Raw genomic sequence first — 22,551 nt, 5'->3', positions numbered from 1 at the left:
CTGGCTTACAAGCCTGCAGCCATTATGATTAATATGCGTAAGGTATACTAGGCAGTGCAGGTGGAGTAAGGTTAATAATATTCACTTCACTTGGAGATCCTATACTAATAAAGTTGTTATCGATGAATGAAACGGTCCATTCCCCTAAAATATCCACTGGAGAAAAACCACTGTTCCCACTTAAATGAATTGTACTATTTGGATTTTCAACTCCATATTCTTTAATAGCTTCATTAATAATAGAAACTATTCTTTTATTTTCTTTAACTTCATTTTTTAAACTTGATATGAAATCATTATAATATTCAACACTGTGAAATAAATTCTCCGCCGCTGCATAATCTGCCTCATACTCTAAAATAGATGCCTCCATACGAGAAATCCCTTCACGAATATATCGAATATCCTCCATATAGCTATAAATATTATTAGAAATATAATCGTTATTGTAATCTATTTCTGCATTCATTAAATTAAATATGTTTTCAACTTCATACTTGAAATCATTATTTAATCTAGGTCTAGAGATATTTGCTTTCAAGTCGTACCAAATTGCTGAATCCATTGTTGGATAATCATTTCGAGACAAAATGGATGCATCATTTAATTGACTCACCTTTTCCGCAAGAGGACGGATTTTCGCTAAGATAGCCGTTCTTTTATCTGGGTTTTCAATGTACTCATCTATTAACTCAGATAACTTAATATTATCCTTATATTCACTAGCTCTTTTGTTTAGATATTCATTTAACGAATCAGCATATTTAAATGAATCTATTCTATCTTTCTCACTTCCCCAGCCAGCTGCAATGCTAACATCCAAATCATTAATCAGTTTTTTCGTGTCTTCCTCTAGCTCTTCCCTAGCGTTCATAATACTTTCTTGCATTATTTCAGCATCTTTCTTCAGCTTAGCAGAAAGTACTCTAAGATTGATTTCATAATTAATTCTTGATTTATCAGTTAATACCATTTTATATACTCCTTTATATTAAAACTTAACTAACTTTAAAGAATACCATTAATAAAAATGACAAAAAAATAATAATGCAGCTTAGAATAAAAAACTAATTTATTTTTTGTATAATAAAAAATATAAAACTCCATCGTGCTGTATATATATAAAAAAAGCCAGATATTAAAATATCTGGCTTGATATATTTATTATTATTAAATTATTTATTACGGCGGGCAATTACTGCATCCGATAATTGACGTAATACTTTTTCAGTATCACTCCAACCAATACACGCATCCGTCACGCTTTTACCGTAAACGAGTGGCTCATCAGATTCGAGGTTTTGGTTACCTTCAATAAGATTACTTTCAATCATAATTCCTGTAATCGAGCGGTCGCCTTGGCTAATTTGCTCGCTAACATCCGTTGCTACTTCCATTTGTTTTTCGAATTTTTTACAGCTATTCGCATGGCTAAAATCAATCATGATGCTAGGCACAAGCCCTGCTTTCTCTAGCCCTTCACGGACTTCTTTCACGTGCTTAGCACTGTAATTTGGTTCTTTACCACCACGTAAAATAATATGGCAATCTGGGTTTCCGCTGGTGTTCACTATCGCAGAGTGTCCCCACTTGGTCACTGACAAGAAACAGTGGGCTGAACGCGCAGAGTTAATTGCATCAATGGCAATTTTAATTGTGCCATCTGTACCATTTTTAAAACCAACAGGGCAAGATAAACCAGACGCTAGCTCACGGTGAATTTGTGATTCAGTGGTTCGAGCACCGATTGCCCCCCAACTCATCAAATCTGCCACGTATTGTGGGCTGATGACATCTAAGAACTCACCCGCAGTTGGTAAGCCTTGGTTATTGATTGTCAGCAATAATTCACGAGCAATACGTAAACCTTCGTTAATATCAAAGCTACAATCCATTTTAGGATCATTAATTAGCCCTTTCCAGCCTACTGTTGTGCGCGGCTTTTCAAAATACACCCGCATCACGATTTCCAATGAGCCTTTTAATTCCTCACGTAATTTACCCAAGCGCTCAGCATATTCTAAAGCCGCTTTAGTATCATGAATTGAACAAGGGCCAATGACGACCACTAAACGGTCATCTTTACCGGCTAAAATATTGTGGATTGCCAGGCGTGCTTCATGAACGGTAAACGCAGCTTTGTCGGTTGCTGGAAATTTTTCGAGCAGAGCAATTGGTGGTAATAATTCTTTAATTTGTTTTATTCTGACGTCATCGTTCTGATAATTCATACCCGTATATCCAATGTTTATTATTTTTTACTGTAGTTGATTTACATGCCAAATTTATCCACGTTAGTTTCGCTCGAACAAAGCGCAGAGTAGACAGCTGAGTTTCTTCGCTGTACCCAAAGGATAAAAGATAATTAGCATCGAAATTTTAATCTAACCGTTCAACAGACATCTGTAAACAGCCAAGCGCACGATAAAACCAGGAGTTTATTAGTCGCCAATTATAAAATGAGGTGAAATGTTGAAATTCAGCACAATAAGTCAGCAAGAATAGCATTTTACAGAGCAAATAATAGCTAAAACAGCTAAATGACGATAATGTCACTTTCGCTGTTTTAGTCGATTTTTTCTCTCTAAGTACGGGAAATAGGCAAAGAGCCGTTTTCTTTTGCTGATTTTATCCAAAGTCTAGAGCCATTTAGGGCGATACCTAATAAAATTAAGTATTCTAATGACATGGCATAAACGCCTTGAATAAAGAAAATCACAATACTGATGACGTTAATAATGACCCACAATAACCAGTTTTCAACATACTTACGCGTCATTAAAATCATTGCGACAACAGAAAGAATGGTCATTGCTGAATCCCAGAATGGGAATGCGTCAGGTTCTATCGTAGGCATCGCAAGGTTGGCACCAAATAGGTTTAATAACTCGACAGCCCATCTCGCCAGCACACCAAATACCGCATCAATATTAAATGTCAGATAAATAATAGCGATGACTGAAATAACGAGTGTGATAGCGGCCTTTGGTAAGCTTAACCAACGAATTTTTAGCTCTGCTTGTTGCGAACTGGAGACTCTGCTCCATGCATACCAACCATAGATATTGGCAACGAAGAAAAATATTTGTAGCAATAAGTTTGCATACAGCTGAATTTGAAAAAAAATAACTGCGAAGAGAGAAACATTAATTAGCCCAAACAGGTAATTAATCGTTTTTTCTAAGCTAGCAAGCAAAATACAAAGTAAACCAGCAACCGTCCCCACCGCTTCAATGTAAGACAAATCATAAACTGAACCCCAGAGTGGGATCTGCACTAACGTATTGGCTGTACTAAAGAAATCCATCCCAAAATCCTTTATAAGTGATCGTTAATCTTGTATTGCTCAGTACTTCATTTAAAGGGTATTTTATTATTTTAGACTCTCTGCGAAATCTAGCATCTTATTTAATGGCCGTAATGCTTTTTCTCGTAATATTTCACTAACTTGAATTTGGTGGCCTTGGGCACTCCCTTCTAAAGCTTCAGCAATCGCTTTTAAGCCATTCATTGCCATCCAAGGGCAATGTGCACAAGTTCGACATGTTGCGCCCTCACCCGCTGTCGGAGCGATGTAAAGCGTCTTCTCCGGGCAAGCTTGCTGCATTTTGTAAAAAATACCTTTATCCGTCGCCACTATCATCGATGGGTTAGGTAAATTTTGTGCGGCTTTAATTAACTGGCTTGTAGAACCCACCGCATCCGCAAGGTCGACAATCGCTTGTGGTGACTCAGGGTGAACCAATACCGCAGCTTCGGGGTACAACGCTTTCATTTTTTCTAATGATTGGGTTTTAAACTCATCATGAACAATACAAGCCCCTTCCCAACAAAGAATATCAGCACCTGTTTGCTGTTGAACATAACGCCCAAGATGACGGTCTGGTGCCCAAATGATTTTTTCACCCAAGCTGTCAAGGTGCTCGATTAACTCAACAGCAATACTGGATGTCACTACCCAATCAGCCCGCGCTTTTACTGCTGCTGATGTATTCGCATACACCACAACAGTCCTATCAGGGTGCTCATCACAAAAACGAATAAACGCCTCTTCAGGACAGCCTATATCCAGAGAACATTGGGCTTCTAATGTTGGCATTAATACTTGCTTTTCTGGGCTGAGAATTTTTGCGGTTTCGCCCATAAATTTCACTCCAGCAACAACTAATGTAGATGCTGAATGTTTAGCCCCAAAACGCGCCATTTCCAGAGAGTCTGCAACGCAGCCTCCCGTTTCTTCAGCTAATGCTTGAATTTCAGGGTCGGTATAGTAGTGTGCAACGATTACCGCATTTTTCTCAACCAAAAGCGACTTAATCTTCTGCCGATAAAAAGCGCTTTCATCCGAGCTTAATCGTGCTGGTTTTGCTGGGAATGGATAAACTGACTGGTCAAAATCGATAAACACGCTCATTGGTTGCCTCTGTTTAGCAAAAAGCGATTTTATCACCTTATATAAGTTTAAAACCGCAAGTTTACGCACATTTTGTTTTATATACTAAACAAGATACCCCACTTAGCTTAATAAGTCTCCTTTCTTTTTACCTATCGAATGACCTTTTGAGCTCATATTTCGGCTTTCTTACACTTTTTACGTTTAAACCTTCGCTTTTATATGCCTTTATCGGTATCGTAGCAGCCATTGTTATACTTAATAGGCCAGTTATGGAATCACCTGCATCTTTAATAAATAAAATTATCTCTATTTCATTACTCGATCCAAGAATTGAAGCGGTCATATTGACGGGGTCTCGCGCTCGGGAACAAGACGCTGATAGCTATTCAGATATTGATATTGAATTGATTGGCCATGGTACAACTGAAATATTTAAGCAGAAGTCTTGGATTAATCAGTTTGGTGAACCTTTAGTTGCTCTTCATTTGCTAAATCTTGAAGAAGATGCGCCTGATTGGCCAACCTGTTTGGTCATTTTTAAAGAGGGTCGTAAAGTAGATTTTACTTTTGCTGAACCTGAGCGATTATCTAAGATGAAGCAGGAAGGTTTAGATGCCACTTTTTCTCGTGGTTTTGCTGTATTACTCGATAAAACAGGGATCACCGAAAACTTACCTGAAAGTATTAATCAACAAGTACTCACACCACCTCAATTCACTGCGGAGCAATTTACTGAAGTTGTCTCTGACTTTTGGCATGAAGCTCATCAGGTCACGGTAGCTTTAACTCGAGATGAATTATGGGTCGCATGGTCAAGAAGTGCTGATATGAAACAGTATTTTTTGACCATGATAGAGCGTCTAGTCGCCATGCAAAATAATGATGTTTGGTATAAAGGACGTAACTACCATGAATGGATGCCTAAGAAATATATCGAAGCGCTAGAAATTATCTTTAATTGTGCAACCGCACAAAGTGCCGCACTGTCTCTTCAATGCTTAATGCGTTACTTTAATGAGGCCACTACCGAGGTCGCTAGCCTTCAAGGCTTCGATAACATGCAGGCGATGGCAGAGAATATGCAAGAATTACTTATTGGTATTTTGCAGGACAATGGATTAATACCTGAAATATTTTAAGTGATCCATTTAAAATACAGCAAAGGAGTGCTGTGTTTTTAGTTACATATGTATTTTAATTCCCTTCAACCTAAACACGCTTTTTTCGTCCGTGCTCTACGCCAATATAGACGTTAGGTTCTTCAGTCCGTTTATTTTTTAGATATTTTAAGATGGTGGGTCGTGCAGGATTTAAATCCTTCGAATTTACCCTACGGGCTGAACCTGCAACCAGCTTGTCGAGGTATGGCTTAGCGACTGAGTGCTTACTTAGGTGATTATTGATTTGGATTCTTTGTTTGGGAATGGCTTAAGATGGTGGGTCGTGCAGGATTTAAATCCTTCGGATTTACCTTACGGGCTGAACCTGCAACCAGCTTGTCGAGGCATGGCTTAGCGACTGAGTGCTTACTTGATTAGGGGTGTATTCGAATTTACGACTTTGAGATGGTGGGTCGTGCAGGATTCGAACCTGCGACCAATTGATTAAAAGTCAACTGCTCTACCGACTGAGCTAACGACCCATCTTGAAATTTCTGATTTTGTATTGTTTAGATGGTGGGTCGTGCAGGATTCGAACCTGCGACCAATTGATTAAAAGTCAACTGCTCTACCGACTGAGCTAACGACCCATCTAAAACAATATTTCTAACTAAATTTCTTTCTGTATCTCGAGATTTTTGGCTAACTACATTCTCGTCTCAACGGCGGCCTATATTACTGATTTCTGACGAGGGTGCAACGATTTTTTTTAAAAAAAAGTTTAAATGCGCACTTATCATACTGATAACCCCGAAATATTCGGTAATATTGCTTCGGGGCTATAAATTAAAGTGTACTCAGTTTTTTTTCGGCTAATTTTGAACCAGCACTGTTTGGATATTGTTTCAATACCTGTTGGTAAACAGCTTTCGCTTTATCTTTTTGTCCTTTATCTTGCATGATCAGCCCAACTTTATATAAGGCTTCGCTGCTTTTTTGGGATTTAGGATATTGCTTAACTACAGTGGCGAAATAAAAAGCAGCATCGTCTTTGCTACCTTTGTTGTAGTTTAACTGCCCCAACCAATAATTGGCGTTAGATTGATACCCAGACTTAGGGTAGGCTTTAATAAAACCTTGTAATGCCCCTATTGCTTGGTCAATTTGAGCTTTGGATTTGCTTTCCATAGCTAGTTTGACTGCGGCATTGTAATCATCTTTCTCATTCCCACCCGTATTGGCCGCTGCCGCAGGTGTTGTTGAGGAAGACGATGCATTCGTTCCAGTCGTTGTTGTATCGCCTGAAGCTGCTGAGTTACCACCACCTGCATTGTCTAATTGCATGTATAAATCTTTCTGACGCTCAATGACTTGATTCAATTTGTATTCACTTTCTTGAATCTGACCGCGCAACATATCGATGTCGCGTTGGTTGTCAGCGAGTTGCTGTTGGATTTGATACAGAATTTGACCTTGAGAGCTAACTGCTGTCTCAAGTTGGGTAAGGCGGTCTGTTGTTGAACCAGATCCGACATTGTTGATTGGCGCTTGGGCAATAGCGGCCCAAGGGGCCGCTACGCCAACCAATAACGACAGACCGACTAGTAAGTGTCTGAAGTTACTGTTCATAATAGATAATTTCGCTTATCTATTAGTATGCAATGACTGCACGACGGTTTTTCGCGTAGTCTGCTTCAGTGTGACCTAACACAGCTGGTTTTTCTTTACCGTAAGAAACCAGTGAAACTTGGTCACCAGAAACACCTTTGCTTTGCAGGTACATTTTAACTGCATTAGCACGACGCTCGCCCAGCGCGATGTTGTATTCTGGAGTACCACGCTCATCCGCATGACCTTCAACAACAACACGTACAGATGGGTTGCTACGCAGGAATGCTGCGTGCGCATCTAACATGTCAGCGTACTCTGGAGATACGTTGTATTTGTCAAAACCAAAGTAAACAGTGTTGTTTTGTTGCAGCTGTTCCATTTGCTGACGTGCCAGCTCTTCCGCAGACAGACCAGTGTTAGTTTGGTTAGTAGAAGTATCTACGCCATCTTGGTCATTGTTTTTGTTAGAGCTACAAGCTGCGACTGCCATGATTGGTAACGCGATCATCAGCCCTTTAAGCACTTTATTCAGTTGCATCGTTTTGATCCTTAATATTTTTTGCCACACATTATTATTATGCATCACAGATACGGCGACCAGGCAGGGAATTTAACCTGTCCATCGGTAGCCGGAAGACGCGCTTTGAAACGCCCGTCGGTCGAAACTAGCTGCAATATAGTCCCCAAGCCTTGAGAGGAGCTATAAATTACCATAGTGCCGTTAGGTGCGATACTCGGCGTTTCATCTAGGAACGTTTTCGTTAAAAACTCAACGTTGTTCGTTGCCAGATCTTGTTTGGCGACATGTTGCTGACCGCCGCCGGAGCTGACCATCACTAAGAAAGTGCCATCCGGGCTAACATCAGCATCCTGATTTTGTGTTCCTTCCCAGGATACACGCTCAGGGCTGCCACCATTAATATTGATTTTATAAATCTGCGGACGTCCCGCCTGATCTGAAGTATAGACTAAAGTTTGGCCATCTGGCATCCAACTTGGTTCCGTATTGTTACTACGACCATCGGTTACCTGACGAATCTGCCCACTTGCTAAGTCCATTACATATAAGTTCAAGCTGCCAGTTTTAGACAATGCAAATGCCAATTTAGTCCCATCCGGAGAGAATGCAGGTGCCCCATTGTGACGAGGGAATGATGCGACCTGACGAACTGCTCCTGTCGATAAGGTTTGAATGACAAGTGCTGAACTACCGCTTTCAAATGTAACGTAAGCCAGTTTCTCACCATCTGGTGACCAAGCTGGCGACATCAAAGGTTCTGGTGAACGGTGAACCGTAAACTGGTTAAAACCGTCATAGTCAGAAACACGTAATTCATATGGGTATTGACCGCCTTTGTTGACAACAATATAAGCAATACGTGTACGGAATGCGCCACGAATACCCGTCAATTTTTCAAAGACTTCGTCACTTGCAGTATGCGCTGCATAGCGTAACCATTCTTTGGTTACTTTATATTGGTTCTGAGATAAAACAGCCCCTGGGTTAGCTGCGACATCGACTAACTGATAGCTAACAACAAAGCTACCATCGGCTGCAGGCTGAACCTGCCCTACAACAACGGCATTAATACCTAATGCAGTCCACGCTTCAGGGATCACTTCAGAAGCGGTACCCGGTTGTTGAGGCATACGGCTTGGTTCGATAGGGTTAAATTTCCCGCTATTACGCAAATCAGCGCCCACTATTTGGCCAACTTCTTGTGGTGGCGCACCAGCACCTGACCATTTAAACGGCACAACACCAATAGGTTGAGCTGAGTTAACACCTTCAGTGATCTCAATACGTATTTCAGCCTGAGCCACTGTCGCCCATAGCATTAGGAACCCTAAAACTACTTTAAAAGCCTGCTTCATTCTTATCTCCCTTACTGCGGATTATTTACTACCGCAATAATTCGCTGAATTTTAACAAAGGTATAATAACAAAACTAGATACCACACAAACTATTTATGCTATTGCCTTAATAATATCAATACAGACTGCTCTGAGTTATTGAAAATCAAGGCTTAAACACGACTGTGCTACCTGCTTTATTAAATGTATCATAGACTTCTCTGCTAGGTGGCTTAGGCATCGTTGCAAGTTTTGCTGCTCGGATTGCTGCATCACAAAGCGCTGCGTCATTAGCTGGACTATTTTTTGGTGTAATACTCACTAATAGCCCATCAGGTGCAAGCTTCAATTGAAGTTCACAAGTACGCCCACGGAAAGTATCCGAATCATAAAACTTACTTTGGATAGCCGCTTTTACCTTGCCCGCATAGCTGTCCACATCCGCATTGGATGCGCCCGATTTTTTACCGCCGCCTTTTCCAGCTGCAGCTTCGCCACCTTGCTTGCTAGGGCCTGATGCAGTTAAATCGCCGAGTAAATCGTCAACGGAAGCGGCATTTTTTGCTGCCTCAGCCTTAGCTTTTGCCGCTTTGGCTTTCGCTTCTTTATCTGCTTTTTCTTTGGCTTCTTTTTCCGCTTTAGCTTTCGCTTCTTTCTCAGCTTTTACTTTCGCGTCCTTTTCTGCTTTTTCCTTGGCTTCTTTTTCGGCTTTGGCTTTCGCCGCTTCTGCTTCTTTCTGAGCTTGTGCCTCAGCTTTCGCCTTTTCAGCGGCTTGCTCTTTAATTAATTTTTCTTTTTCTGCTTTCGCTTTCGCGGCAGCTTCTTCGGCTATTTTTTGCTCTTCCTTCGCTTTTTTAGCCGCTTCTAATGCTATTTTCTGTTGTTCTTCAGCTTGCTTTTGTTGCTCTGCCGTTGCCCGTTCAGTCTTTATACGCTCTTCTTCAAGTTGCTGAAGACGCTTTTGTTCCTTTTCTTGCTGCTCTCTGAGCTCAGCCTCTTGCTTTTGTTCCTGCTCTTTGCGCTCTTTCGCCGCTTGTCTGACGTTATTTTGCTGCCTTTGCATTTCTTCATATTGCTCAACAACCACGCCCGGGTCAACCATCACCGCATCGATGACAGTTCCCTCTTCCCCGCCACCACCAAGTTTGACGACGGAAACTAAAGAGCCTATAACAATCAACCCAATCAATAGGATGTGCAATACGATTGACATCACTAATGATCGATTTAAGTTATCTTTTTTCTCTTTTGTCTTTCCCACTCTGGTATCCAAAAAAAGAATTGTGACTTATTCAAACGACAATAACCCAGCCTAAATAGGCTGAGTCATCAAGCCAACCGATTTTATCCCTGCGCTGTGTAATATATTCAGCGCCTTAATCACTTCTTCATAAGGGACTTCTTTTGCTCCACCAATCAAGAAAACTGCTTTGGGGTTTTTCTCTAATTGAGATTTTGCCTCTGCCGCAATTTGCTCTGGTGGTAGCAATTCTAAAACCTCACCATCAAGACGCATATTATATTGGCCAACCCCCGACACTTCTAAAATAATCGGTGGGTTATCACTTGATGATACGGTTTGTGTATCTGTTGCATCCGGCAGCTCAACTTCCACACTTTGAGAAATAATCGGTGCTGTTGCCATAAATATCAGCAACAGTACCAACAATACGTCCAGTAATGGAACTATGTTGATTTCGGATTTCAGCTCACGTCTGCGACTTGTGCGCGCCATTCGCTTATCTCCCCGTCTTATTTCTTATCAGCAGAGAAGGCTTGACGATGCAAGATGGCCAAAAACTCTTCCATAAAGTTATCGTAGTTTTGCTCTAATTTGCTAACACGTAAGTTCAAACGGTTGAATGCCATAACGGCAGGGATCGCTGCAAATAAGCCAATTGCGGTTGCAATAAGTGCTTCGGCAATACCCGGTGCAACCATTTGTAATGTTGCTTGTTTTACCGCGCCCAATGCAATAAACGCATGCATAATCCCCCAAACGGTACCAAATAAACCAATATATGGGCTAATTGAACCTACAGTACCTAAAAATGGGATGTGCGCTTCAACTGATTCAAGCTCACGATTCATTGAAATACGCATTGCACGAGAAGCGCCTGTTACGACCGCATCGGGTGCATGAATATTCGCTTGGTGTAAACGAACGAACTCTTTAAAACCAGAGTGGAAAATCTGTTCGGCACCACTTAATTCATCACGGCGAGCTTGGCTTTCTTTATATAAGCGCGATAGCTCGATACCTGACCAGAACTTATCTTCAAATGCTTCCGCTTCTCGCGTTGCCGCATTTAAAATTTTTGTTCTTTGAATAATGATCGCCCATGATGCGATAGAAAAACCGATCAAAACGAACATAATGAGCTGAACCAAAAGGCTCGCTTTAAGGAATAAATCCAGGATATTCATGTCAGTCACTGTTTAAACTCCGCGACAATAGACTTAGGAAGCGCAATCGGCTTCATTTTTGATGTGTCCACACAAGCAATAAGGGCATTAGCCCCACAAAGCAGGTTACCTTGCGAATCAACTAACCTTTGCTGAAAAGTGAGTGAAGCACGTTTCATTTCAATAATTTGTGTTTCAACTTCCAGCAGGTCATCCAGCTTCGCCCCTTTAACAAAATCAATTGTCATGCTTCGCACAACAAAGCCAAGGTTCTCAGCAAGCATACTTTGTTGATTGATACCTTTATTTCGCAGCATCTCAGTTCTTGCTCGCTCAAAAAAGGCTAAATAGCGTGCATGATAAACAACACCGCCCGCATCTGTATCTTCATAATACACGCGAACAGGCCAGCGAAATAACATAACAATCACTCCGTCTTAGGTTAAATTAATTAACGGTGCCACTATACGCAAGACAGTGCCAGTTTGGAATCACTTTGAAAGTAAAGATATCAAAAATAATTATGGGTCCATTGACCCATAATTAGCAATTAGAATTATCTAAAGACCTGAAAAAGTCCCCAAATAAGAATGATGGCAGCAGGCAATGGATGAAAAATTGCACGAAAGATAACTTTTTTAGGTTTAAAACCCACACCAAAAATCATCGCGGTACACGTTGCCCATATTAACAACAGCCCTTGCCATATTTGAAATGAACTGGTTTTTGCAGCAAATAGGGTTGGATCCCACATGACTGCACCTGCAGTAACTAAAGCTAAAATAAGGATAAGGGCCCTTATCGGCCCCTTATCCAATAGCTGATAGGTTTTATCCACCAGCATTTTTATTACTCACCATCTTTAGCGGCTTTAGAGTCTTCAGAGTGCTCTAACGCTAATGCTGCAATCACTGCAAAACTACAAGCTAACAGCGTGCCGAGGATCCAGGCGAAATACCACATAGTTATGCTCCTTAATACAGTGAGTGCTTGTTGCCTTCGATGAAGTTTTTGTCCAAACGACCGAACATTTTGTAGTAACACCATGCGGTGTATGCCAGTACGATTGGTACAAAGATAATAGCAACAACAGTCATTACTTGCAGTGTGAACAAGCTAGATGTTGCATCCCACATGGTCAAACTTGCGTTTGGCATAATGCTTGAAGGCATGATGAATGGGAACATTGCTACACCACAGGTTAAAATGATACAAGCGATAGTTAATGAAGAACTCACAAACGCCCAACCATTTTTGTCTGCTTTACTAAACAGCATTGTGATTAACGGTAATCCTACACCCAGAGCAGGCAATGCCCACAGGATTGGGTAAGTATTAAAATTAGTCAACCAAGCACCTGATTCAACAGCGACTGTTTTGTTCAGTGGGTTTGACACAGCCATAGTATCAATAGTTGAAGTGATAACATAACCATCAATGCCCATGACTAACCAAACACCCGCACCCGCAAATGTTAACAATGTGACTAACGCACAGATATAGGTTGCTTTACGCACACGTAGATACAGTTCGCCAGTGGTACGCATTTGCAGATAAGTTGCACCTTGGGTAACAATCATCATTAAACCAACGACACCCGCCAACAGGCCATATGGGTTTAGCAGACCAAACAGGTTACCTGTGTAGGTCAAATACTGTTGGTTATCAATTTGCAGTGGAACACCTAATAACAGGTTACCAAACGCAACACCGATAACTAATGGTGGAACGAAACCACCAATAAACAGACCCCAGTCCCACATATTACGCCATTTTTGGTTCTCCAGTTTTGAACGGTAATCGAAACCAACCGGACGGAAGAACAATGCTGCTAGCACTAAAATCATCGCGATATAGAAACCGGAGAATGATGCAGCATAAACCTGAGGCCATGCAGCAAACATCGCACCACCCGCTGTGATTAACCAAACTTGGTTACCATCCCAGTGCGGTGCAACGGCGTTAATCATGATACGGCGTTCAGTATCTGTTTTACCTAAAATAGGTAATAAGAAGCCAACGCCCATGTCAAAGCCATCCGTGACAGCAAACCCAATCAGTAATACACCGATAAGGATCCACCACACAAATCGAAGAACTTCATAATCAAACATAAGTGGCTCCTATTTACTGAACGTCGTGTGTAGAAGTGTTTTTCTGTTCAAAGTGGTAGCGACCGGTTTTCAGGCTACTAGGCCCTTTACGAGCGAATTTGAACATTAAGAACATTTCTGCAATTAAGAACAGTGTGTACAGACCACAAATCAATACCATAGAGAAGATCAGGTCATGAGTCGTCAAGTTGGAGTGTGCAACCGAAACAGGTAACACTTCACCGATTGCCCATGGCTGGCGACCATACTCTGCAACAAACCAACCTGATTCAATTGCAATCCATGGTAGTGGAATACCGAATAGTGCAATACGTAGCAACAGTTTATTTTGACCAATACGGTTACGAACTACTGACAGGAATGCCCAGCCAATAATCAATAGTAACAGGAGGCCAACGCCAACCATGATACGGAATGCCCAGAACAGAGGCCCAACGTTAGGAATACTATCTTTCACTGCTTTTTGGATTTGAGCTTCAGTTGCATCAACAACATTTGGTGCATATTGTTTTAACAGAAGACCATATCCAAGATCTTTTTTGTTTATTTCAAATGCTGAGCGCAGTTCAGGGTCTTTATTACCTGCAAGAAGCTCTTGTAACTGACCGTATGCAATCATACCGTTACGAATACGAACTTCGTGTTGTTTCATTAAGTCTTTCAGACCTAATACAGGCGTATCGATTGAACGGGTTGTAATAATACCCATCGCCCAAGGAATCGAGATAGCAAATTTATTTTCTTGCTTTTCAGTGTCCGGCCAAGCGATTAAGTTAAACGCAGCTGGTGGAGCATGGGTTTCCCACTCTGCTTCAACAGCAGCCAATTTGGTTTTTTGAACGTCCCCCATTTCGTAACCTGATTCATCACCAAGAACGATAACAGACAGTACGGCAGCAATACCAAAGCTTGCAGCAATTGCAAAAGAACGTTTAGCAAAAGCAACATCACGACCTTTAAGTAGGTAGTAAGAGCTAATACCAAGGACAAACATTGCACCGGTACAATAACCCGCAGCAACTGTGTGGACGAACTTAACCTGCGCAACTGGGTTTAAGACTAGCTCTGAGAAGCTAACCATTTCCATACGCATTGTTTCAAAGTTGAAATCAGCAGCGATTGGGTTTTGCATCCAACCGTTCGCAACTAAGATCCACAAAGCAGAGAAGTTAGAACCTAAAGCAACTAACCATGTTACAGCTAGGTGTTGTTTTTTGCTTAAACGATCCCAACCAAAGAAGAATAAACCGACGAACGTTGATTCTAAGAAGAACGCCATCAGACCTTCGATTGCAAGAGGTGCACCGAAGATATCTCCAACATAGTGCGCGTAGTAAGACCAGTTAGTACCGAATTGGAACTCCATGGTCAGACCCGTTGCAACACCCAGAGCAAAGTTAATACCAAATAACTTACCCCAGAACTTAGTCATATCTTTATAAATTTGCTTGCCTGACAGTACATATACCGTTTCCATGATCGCAAGCAAAAACGCCATACCTAGCGTTAATGGTACGAACAGGAAGTGATACATCGCAGTTAAGGCAAACTGTAATCGTGACAGTTCGACAATATCAAACATCTTGACTCCTTGCTCCTAGCAGGAAGACACCGACTTGCGGCAACCCAGCTTCCAGTTTTAAATACTTAGAAAGCCTCTTAACTACCAGCAAAAAATGCCTCAAAACAACAAAAAATTAACAAAATTAAAAGAACAAACGTTACTATAATAATAGTACGCTTATCTTCACACACAATAAACTTCTTTTACGTGATTCAGATTTGAATTCTGAATTTACATCAATAATTATACCCTTTAATAGAAAATCGAGTATTTGATCGAGCACCAATTTAAGCAATTTGAACAAATAAAGCCAGAGGCAATGAATTGATTTGCGTCAATTTTTTTCCTGTTGTTAATTGCTATACCTGTCAGTCAATTAATGGTTATTTACTTGTTAAATTGCTGTTATTGATAATGACATAAATGTTCTTAATTTTTCTAAAGATTAACAAAAAATATAATCATTGAATTAACGACTCGAAAAAAGAATATTTAATTTGTAATAGTATCTTATTTTAAACTTATTATGAATTTTATTAATATAGCCGTTTTTCTCAACAAAACTGTTATATTGGCCAAATTGAATAACCGACAATATTTTAAATATTGATATGCCGCAATTTCTCTCTTTTTTGCATAAAGTGCGATTAACATCGCCCATGCTTACCTAAATTGCCTTTTTATAATCTATTTGCCTTCATATAAGCCTATAGAACGTATTTTTAAGTATAGGCATACTTTTCAAAAAACCGCATAACCCTATAAAAATTATTTGGATAATTTTTTAAAGAGATAAAAAAACCCGCGCTCACTGAGCACGGGCTTTCGTCTCTTACTCTTGCTAGTTACCTAGCGAATTACTTATTTGTTCAACAGTGATTTGACTGCATCACCGATGTCTGCAAGGCTGCGAACGGTTTTCACGCCAGCAGCTTCTAGTGCAGCAAATTTCTCATCTGCAGTCCCTTTACCGCCTGCAATGATTGCACCTGCGTGGCCCATACGTTTGCCTTTTGGTGCAGTAACACCAGCAATATAACCGACAACAGGCTTAGTCACATGCTTTTTAATATAATCAGCCGCTTCTTCTTCTGCGTTACCACCGATTTCACCGATCATCACGATAGCTTCAGTTTGTGGATCCTCTTGGAACAACTTCAGAATATCAATGAAGTTTGAACCTGGAATTGGGTCACCACCGATACCTACGCAAGTTGATTGACCTAAGCCTGCATCTGTTGTTTGTTTAACAGCTTCATAAGTCAACGTACCTGAACGTGAAACGATACCGACTTTACCTGGCATATGGATATGGCCTGGTTGGATACCAATTTTACATTCACCCGGCGTGATAACACCTGGGCAGTTAGGACCAATCATACGAACGCCTGCTTCGTCTAATTTCACTTTAACTGTCAGCATATCCAGTGTTGGAATACCTTCAGTAATAGTGATGATCAGTTTGATGCCAGCATCAATAGCTTCTAAGATAGAATCTTTACAAAATGGTGCTGGAACATAAATAACAGAGGCTGTTGCGCCCGTAGCTTCTACGGCTTCACGAACGGTGTTAAATACAGGTAAACCTAAGTGAACAGTGCCACCTTTACCTGGTGTTACACCACCGACCATTTGCGTGCCATAAGCAATCGCTTGTTCTGAATGGAATGTACCTTGACCACCAGTGAAACCTTGGCAAATTACTTTAGTGTTTTTATCGATTAAAATAGACATTATTTAGCCTCCGCTGCTGCTACTGCTTTCTTAGCTGCATCTGTCAGGCTGTTTGCAGCGATAATGTTCAAGCCGCTATCTGCCAGTTTTTTAGCACCTAACTCTGCATTATTACCTTCTAAACGCACAACGACTGGTACATTTACGCCAACTTCTTCAACTGCACCAATGATGCCGTCTGCAATCAGGTCGCAGCGAACGATACCACCAAAGATGTTAACAAAAACCGCTTTCACGTTTTCATCAGAAAGAATGATTTTAAATGCTTCAGTTACACGCTCTTTTGTTGCGCCGCCGCCAACATCTAAGAAGTTAGCCGGTGCACCACCGTGTAGTTTAACGATGTCCATAGTACCCATAGCAAGGCCCGCACCGTTAACCATACAACCGATATTACCGTCTAATGCTACGTAATTCAGTTCCCACTGAGCAGCTTGTGCTTCACGTGCATCTTCTTGTGATTCATCACGCAGTTCACGAATTTCTGGCTGACGATATAACGCGTTGCTATCGATACCTAATTTACCATCTAAGCAAACTAAATCACCTGCAGTACTGATAACCAATGGGTTGATTTCCGCTAATGCTAAATCGCGTTCTAAGAATAATGTAGCCAGACCCATGAAAATTTTCGCGAATTGGCTAACTTGTTTGCCAGTTAAGCCTAATTTAAATGCTAACTCACGACCTTGGAAAGGCATTGGGCCAGTCAGTGGGTCGATAATCGCTTTGTGAATTAACTCTGGAGTCTCTTCTGCGACTTTCTCAATTTCCACGCCACCTTCGGTAGATGCCATGAATACAACGCGACGAGTACTACGATCTACAACCGCACCTAAATAGAGTTCTTTCGCAATATCAGTTGCCGTTTCAACCAAAATTTGGTTAACCGGTTGGCCATTTGCATCTGTTTGATAAGTGACTAAGTTTTTACCTAACCAGTGTTCTGCAAACGCTTTAACTTCATTGATATCACTAGTGACTTTTACGCCGCCAGCTTTACCGCGTCCACCTGCGTGAACTTGGCATTTAATTACCCATGGGCCGTCGCCAATTTTTTTAGCAGCATCGACGGTTTCAGCGACTGATGAACAGGCATAACCTGTCGGTGCAGGCATCCCATAACGTGCAAACAACTGTTTTGCCTGGTACTCGTGTAAATTCATGATGTTCTATCCATAATTGAGTCTGAAGAGGCGTTTATTCGCCTCCTGCAATTGTTACTGATTTAGCAACCCGCGAACGGGTTGCATCGGTTACTTCAGACCGGGCAAGTTGTATCCTGCCCTGTTATGTTGCTATACGTCCAGCAGTAAACGAGTTGGATCTTCCAGCATATCTTTGATAGCGACTAAGAAGCCAACTGACTCACTACCATCGATTAAACGGTGGTCGTAAGACAGTGCTAAATACATCATAGGAAGAATCTCTACCTTACCATTTACAGCCATAGGGCGGTCTTTAATGGCATGCATGCCTAAAATCGCGCTCTGTGGTGGGTTAATGATAGGTGTAGACATCAGAGAACCGAATACGCCACCATTAGTGATAGTGAAGTTACCACCACTTAAGTCTTCGACAGTTAATTTACCGTCACGACCTTTAACAGCCAGTTCTTTAATTTTTTTCTCGATATCCGCCATACTCATTGCATCGACATCACGCAGAACTGGCGTTACCAGACCACGTGGTGTTGAAACCGCAATGCTGATATCGAAATAGTTATGGTAAACCACATCATCGCCATCAATAGAAGCATTCACTTCTGGGTAGCGCTTCAGTGCTTCAACCGCAGCTTTCACATAGAAAGACATAAAGCCTAAACGAACACCATGACGTTTTTCGAATACTTCGCCATATTGTTTACGTAAGTCTTTGATTGGTTGCATATTGACTTCGTTAAAGGTCGTCAACATTGCAGTGGTGTTTTTCGCTTCTAACAGGCGCTCAGCAATACGTTTACGTAAACGCGTCATTGGAACACGTTTTTCGCTACGGTGTGCTAAAGGCGCTTGTGGAGCCGCTGGTGCTTTCGCCGCTGGCGCCGCAGATTTATTTGCAGCTAAATGTTTTTCAACATCTTCACGCGTTAAACGACCACCAACACCCGTACCTTTGATATCTGCAGGGTTTAAGTCATGCTCAGCAATTAAACGACGAATAGCTGGCGTCAGCGCATCGTTGCTTTCTGTTTCTAAGCTTGCAGTTTGACGTTGGGCAGGTGTTGATTCTTGTGCTTCTTTTACTTCAGCAGGAATACCTGTGCTATCGCCTAAACGAATGCGCCCCAGTAACTGCTTAGACAACACCGTTGCACCTTCATCTTCAACGATAGCTTCTAATACACCAGCTTCACTTGCAGGAACTTCTAATACGACTTTATCTGTTTCGATCTCAACCAGTACTTCGTCACGCTGAACACTGTCACCTGGTTTTTTATGCCATGTGGCAACCGTAGCATCTGCAACGGACTCAGGAAGATCGGGAACAAGAATTTCTACGCTACTCATTTTCTATCCTTTAATTATTCAATGTTCAAAGCGTCATTAACCAGGGCTTTTTGTTGTTCCTGGTGTACGGACGTATAGCCAACTGCTGGAGATGAAGAAGCAGCTCGACCTGCATAACGTAAAGTTGCCCCTGCTGGGATAGCTTCACGGAAATTATGTTGACTGCAATACCAAGCACCTTGGTTTAATGGCTCTTCTTGACACCATACAAAGTCTTTTACATCAGTAAATTGCGCCAACGCTTTTTGGATGTCTTCGTGTGGGAACGGATATAACTGCTCGATACGCACGATAGCAACGTCAGTTTGTTCATTTTTACGACGTTGTTCTAACAGATCGTAATAGACTTTCCCTGAACACAGAATGACGCGTTTCACATTTTTCGGATTGATTTCATCGATTTCACCGATAACTGGCTCAAACTTACCGTTTGCCAATTCTTCCATGCTAGAGACCGCTAATGGATGACGTAGCAGAGATTTTGGTGACATCACAATCAGAGGACGACGCATGCCACGTAAGGCTTGGCGACGTAACATGTGATAAACCTGAGCCGGTGTTGACGGCACACACACTTGCATGTTTTGGTCAGCACATAGTTGCAGGTAACGTTCTAAACGTGCAGATGAGTGCTCTGGACCCTGACCTTCATAACCATGAGGCAGTAGCATTACCAGACCACACATACGACCCCATTTTTGCTCACCAGAGCTAATAAATTGGTCGATAACCACTTGCGCACAGTTAGCGAAGTCACCGAATTGGGCTTCCCAAATAGTCAGTGCACGAGGCTCAGTAGTGGCATAGCCATATTCGAATGCTAATACCGCGTTTTCAGTCAGAACAGAGTCCCAAACATTAAAGACGCCTTGACCGTTATGGATATTTTGCAGCGGAACGTAAACTGAGCCATTCGTTTGGTTGTGAACAACGGCATGACGGTGGAAGAATGTACCACGACCCGCGTCTTCACCCGATAAACGCACTGGAATACCTTCATCAACTAACGTTGCATACGCTAAAGTTTCAGCAGCGCCCCAGTCGAGTAATTTTTCACCTTTCGCCATTTCGGCACGGTCTGCGTAGATTTTCTCAACGCGTGATTGCGCAACCACACCTTCAGGGATTGTGCTAACTTTGGTTGCTAGCTCAGTTAGGCGTTTGATATCAACAGTTGATTTATACGACTCATCCCATTCATGGTTTAAATATGGAGCCCACGTGTATGAGTTCAGGCCCATTTCACGGTATTCTTCAACCACACAGTCACCCGCATCTAATGCATCACGATACAGATTAACCATTTCAGTGACATCATTGGCACTTAATACGTTTTCAGCAATTAAACGGTCTGCATAAATTTTACGTGGCGTTGGATGCTGTTTGATTTTTTGATACATCACTGGCTGAGTTGCACTTGGCTCATCCGCTTCGTTATGGCCATGGCGGCGATAACACACTAAATCAATCATGACATCACGCTTGAACGTATTACGGAAATCCAATGCCAAACGCGTTACAAATGCCACGGCTTCTGGATCATCCGCATTCACGTGGAAAATTGGTGCCTGTACCATCTTCACAACGTCTGTACAGTACTCTGTAGAACGGGTGTCTTTCGGATTTGAAGTTGTGAAACCAATTTGGTTGTTAATCACGATACGTACAGTACCACCAACTTCATAACCACGAGCTTGAGACATGTTCAATGTTTCTTGCACAACGCCTTGGCCAGTGACTGCTGAGTCACCATGAATGGTAATTGGCAGAACCATGTTACTGCGGCCTTCGTCCAGGCGGTCACGGCGTGCACGTACGGAACCAATAACCACTGGGCTAACAATTTCAAGGTGAGACGGGTTAAATGCTAATGCTAAGTGAACACGAGAGCCTGCGGTTTCAAAGTCAGAGGAGAAACCTTGGTGATATTTAACGTCACCCGCACTAGAGTGGTCTTTATGTTTGCCCGCGAACTCATCAAATAATTCGCCCGGTTTTTTACCTAAGATATTAACAAGAACGTTTAAACGACCACGGTGAGCCATTCCCAAAACAACTTCACGGGTATCTTGTTTGCCTGCGTGGTGGATTAAATCTTTCAACATTGGGATCAGTGAATCACCACCTTCCAATGAGAAACGTTTTGCACCTGGGAATTTAGCCCCGATGTAACGCTCAAGCCCCTCAGCTGCTGTTAATTCTGCTAAGAAGCGTTTCTTCTCTTCTACTGAGAAGATTTTAGAAACGTCAACAGACTCAAGGCGCTGTTGGATCCAACGTTTTTCTTCTGTATTAGTGATATGCATATATTCTGCACCGATAGAACCGCAATAAATACGTTTCAGGTGGTCATATAGCTCACTCAGCTTCATGGTTTCTTTGCCAATCGCAAATGAACCCACGTTGAAGGTTTCGTTGAAGTCTTCTTTCGTCAGGTTATGGAATGCTGGGTCTAAATCTGGAACAGATTCACGTTTCCAAAGACCTAACGGATCAAGATTCGCATTTTGGTGCCCGCGGAAGCGGAACGCATTGATTAATTGCAAAACTTTAACTTGTTTTGCGTCGATAGCTGGATCGCTAACAGAAGTGTGATAACGTGTAGAGTCTTTTGCTAAGCGGCGGAAGTAATCGCGCGCTTGGGAGTGGAATTGCTCACCGCTAGTGCCGAGTGCTGCACCAGGAAGTTGCTCAAAAATTGCTTTCCACTCGGCATCGACAGAGTTAGGGTCAGTCAGATAATCTTCATAGAGCTGTTCTATATAAGTCTGGTTCGCGCCTGCCAGAAAGCTTGAATCCAGCCAGTCCTTCATTACGCCGTTCTGCATTGTGATCCCTTAAGCTTTTAAAGCTTTAGTTTTCGCCGTGGTTAACTAATTGCCGCATTTAAGCGACCTCGATAAAGGTTCTCTTGGACGTGCTTTATGCATGTTCTCTCTTTGGGAGGCCCTTTATCAGTAAGGGTTTCCCTTTTAAGGAACCTTTAAAAACTGGCTGCGGTTTTTAAAGGCCCCTATGCGTGGGCTGTCGTCTTCATCTTTTGCAGTTGGCTATTTTTTCTACTTGTTACTGTTACTTTCTTTGCTTTCACTTTTTTACGCTTTTGTAATGACAACGTTTTAATAAGTACTACTTTTTATGGGTGACAATGTTACTTTCTGATGCTCTTTGTTGGTATTTCGTTTTCGCGCTTTTGTGAGCTTCCGCGCATTAAACTCCTAATATTGTTTTTACTTTACGCGATTCTTTTAACTTATGTTT

Annotated in this window: 20 protein-coding genes and 2 tRNA genes; 1 reads left to right on the top strand and 21 read right to left on the bottom strand. The window is 41.8% G+C overall.

Features of this window, described 5'->3' with window-relative positions:
• Positions 1-28: 28 nt before the first annotated feature.
• The 4 genes from M0M83_RS05775 to nadA form a co-directional block, all read right to left on the bottom strand.
• Positions 29-973: a hypothetical protein gene (locus tag M0M83_RS05775; protein ID WP_248467823.1), complete on the bottom strand. Its 945-nt coding sequence runs from the start codon at positions 971-973 to the stop codon at positions 29-31.
• Positions 974-1,175: 202 nt separating this feature from the next.
• Positions 1,176-2,231, bottom strand: coding sequence for a 3-deoxy-7-phosphoheptulonate synthase AroG (gene aroG / locus M0M83_RS05770; RefSeq protein WP_213913434.1), 1,056 nt, complete (start codon positions 2,229-2,231; stop codon positions 1,176-1,178).
• A gap of 353 nt (positions 2,232-2,584) precedes the next feature.
• Complete coding sequence (gene pnuC / locus M0M83_RS05765) at positions 2,585-3,307, bottom strand: nicotinamide riboside transporter PnuC (RefSeq protein ID WP_213913433.1); 723 nt, start codon at positions 3,305-3,307, stop codon at positions 2,585-2,587.
• Positions 3,308-3,373: 66 nt separating this feature from the next.
• Positions 3,374-4,414 (bottom strand): quinolinate synthase NadA, encoded by a 1,041-nt coding sequence (nadA, locus tag M0M83_RS05760; protein WP_248467822.1) that lies wholly within the window; start codon positions 4,412-4,414, stop codon positions 3,374-3,376.
• 251 nt (positions 4,415-4,665) lie between these two features.
• Here nadA and M0M83_RS05755 point away from each other — a divergent pair, with 251 nt between their 5' ends.
• A complete protein-coding gene (locus M0M83_RS05755; protein ID WP_248467821.1) occupies positions 4,666-5,535 on the top strand; it encodes an aminoglycoside 6-adenylyltransferase in 870 nt (289 codons plus the stop codon).
• A gap of 427 nt (positions 5,536-5,962) precedes the next feature.
• On the opposite strand, the gene M0M83_RS05750 is transcribed toward M0M83_RS05755, so the two are convergent.
• The 17 genes from M0M83_RS05750 to sucA all read right to left on the bottom strand — a co-directional run bounded on the left by M0M83_RS05750 (position 5,963) and on the right by sucA (position 22,118).
• A tRNA-Lys gene (locus M0M83_RS05750) sits at positions 5,963-6,038 on the bottom strand.
• A gap of 32 nt (positions 6,039-6,070) precedes the next feature.
• Positions 6,071-6,146 (bottom strand) — tRNA-Lys (locus M0M83_RS05745).
• Between the two features lie 196 nt (positions 6,147-6,342).
• Positions 6,343-7,125 (bottom strand): cell division protein CpoB, encoded by a 783-nt coding sequence (cpoB, locus tag M0M83_RS05740; RefSeq protein WP_125895179.1) that lies wholly within the window; start codon positions 7,123-7,125, stop codon positions 6,343-6,345.
• A 22-nt stretch (positions 7,126-7,147) separates the two neighbouring features.
• Entirely contained in the window at positions 7,148-7,645 is a 498-nt protein-coding gene (gene pal / locus M0M83_RS05735; protein WP_047756402.1) for a peptidoglycan-associated lipoprotein Pal, read from the bottom strand.
• 44 nt (positions 7,646-7,689) lie between these two features.
• Positions 7,690-8,982: a Tol-Pal system beta propeller repeat protein TolB gene (gene tolB / locus M0M83_RS05730; RefSeq protein ID WP_248467820.1), complete on the bottom strand. Its 1,293-nt coding sequence runs from the start codon at positions 8,980-8,982 to the stop codon at positions 7,690-7,692.
• 146 nt (positions 8,983-9,128) lie between these two features.
• On the bottom strand, positions 9,129-10,223 hold the full coding sequence (gene tolA / locus M0M83_RS05725; RefSeq protein ID WP_213913430.1) for a cell envelope integrity protein TolA: 1,095 nt from the start codon (positions 10,221-10,223) through the stop codon (positions 9,129-9,131).
• 51 nt (positions 10,224-10,274) lie between these two features.
• Entirely contained in the window at positions 10,275-10,697 is a 423-nt protein-coding gene (gene tolR / locus M0M83_RS05720; protein WP_102138335.1) for a colicin uptake protein TolR, read from the bottom strand.
• Positions 10,698-10,714: 17 nt separating this feature from the next.
• The gene (gene tolQ / locus M0M83_RS05715) at positions 10,715-11,398 is read right to left on the bottom strand and encodes a Tol-Pal system protein TolQ (protein WP_004256787.1); all 684 of its coding nucleotides are present in this window, start codon (positions 11,396-11,398) and stop codon (positions 10,715-10,717) included.
• Positions 11,395-11,790 carry a tol-pal system-associated acyl-CoA thioesterase gene (gene ybgC, locus M0M83_RS05710; RefSeq protein WP_004256789.1) on the bottom strand — a complete coding sequence of 132 codons (396 nt, stop codon included), beginning with the start codon at positions 11,788-11,790 and terminating at the stop codon, positions 11,395-11,397. Before ybgC ends, tolQ begins: the two co-directional genes overlap by 4 nt.
• A 134-nt stretch (positions 11,791-11,924) precedes the next feature.
• The gene (gene ybgE, locus M0M83_RS05705) at positions 11,925-12,212 is read right to left on the bottom strand and encodes a cyd operon protein YbgE (RefSeq protein WP_004256791.1); all 288 of its coding nucleotides are present in this window, start codon (positions 12,210-12,212) and stop codon (positions 11,925-11,927) included.
• Positions 12,213-12,217: 5 nt separating this feature from the next.
• Positions 12,218-12,331, bottom strand: a complete 114-nt coding sequence (gene cydX / locus M0M83_RS05700; protein ID WP_004909083.1) for a cytochrome bd-I oxidase subunit CydX — start codon at positions 12,329-12,331, stop codon at positions 12,218-12,220.
• An 11-nt stretch (positions 12,332-12,342) separates the two neighbouring features.
• Positions 12,343-13,482 carry a cytochrome d ubiquinol oxidase subunit II gene (gene cydB / locus M0M83_RS05695; RefSeq protein ID WP_213913429.1) on the bottom strand — a complete coding sequence of 380 codons (1,140 nt, stop codon included), beginning with the start codon at positions 13,480-13,482 and terminating at the stop codon, positions 12,343-12,345.
• 13 nt (positions 13,483-13,495) lie between these two features.
• Complete coding sequence (gene cydA, locus M0M83_RS05690) at positions 13,496-15,064, bottom strand: cytochrome ubiquinol oxidase subunit I (protein ID WP_125895172.1); 1,569 nt, start codon at positions 15,062-15,064, stop codon at positions 13,496-13,498.
• Between the two features lie 843 nt (positions 15,065-15,907).
• The gene (gene sucD, locus M0M83_RS05685) at positions 15,908-16,780 is read right to left on the bottom strand and encodes a succinate--CoA ligase subunit alpha (RefSeq protein ID WP_125895170.1); all 873 of its coding nucleotides are present in this window, start codon (positions 16,778-16,780) and stop codon (positions 15,908-15,910) included.
• The gene (gene sucC, locus M0M83_RS05680; RefSeq protein WP_004909077.1) at positions 16,780-17,946 is read right to left on the bottom strand and encodes an ADP-forming succinate--CoA ligase subunit beta; all 1,167 of its coding nucleotides are present in this window, start codon (positions 17,944-17,946) and stop codon (positions 16,780-16,782) included. The genes sucD and sucC overlap by 1 nt, the downstream gene beginning before the upstream one ends.
• Before the next feature lie 132 nt (positions 17,947-18,078).
• Entirely contained in the window at positions 18,079-19,290 is a 1,212-nt protein-coding gene (gene odhB, locus M0M83_RS05675; RefSeq protein WP_102138330.1) for a 2-oxoglutarate dehydrogenase complex dihydrolipoyllysine-residue succinyltransferase, read from the bottom strand.
• 14 nt (positions 19,291-19,304) lie between these two features.
• Entirely contained in the window at positions 19,305-22,118 is a 2,814-nt protein-coding gene (sucA, locus tag M0M83_RS05670) for a 2-oxoglutarate dehydrogenase E1 component (RefSeq protein WP_213913427.1), read from the bottom strand.
• Positions 22,119-22,551 lie beyond the last annotated feature (433 nt).

Source organism: Providencia rettgeri (assembly GCF_023205015.1).
GTDB lineage: Bacteria > Pseudomonadota > Gammaproteobacteria > Enterobacterales > Enterobacteriaceae > Providencia > Providencia rettgeri_E.
The sequence above is the reverse complement of the archived record's forward strand: the minus strand, read 5'-3'. Positions and strand labels throughout refer to the sequence as shown.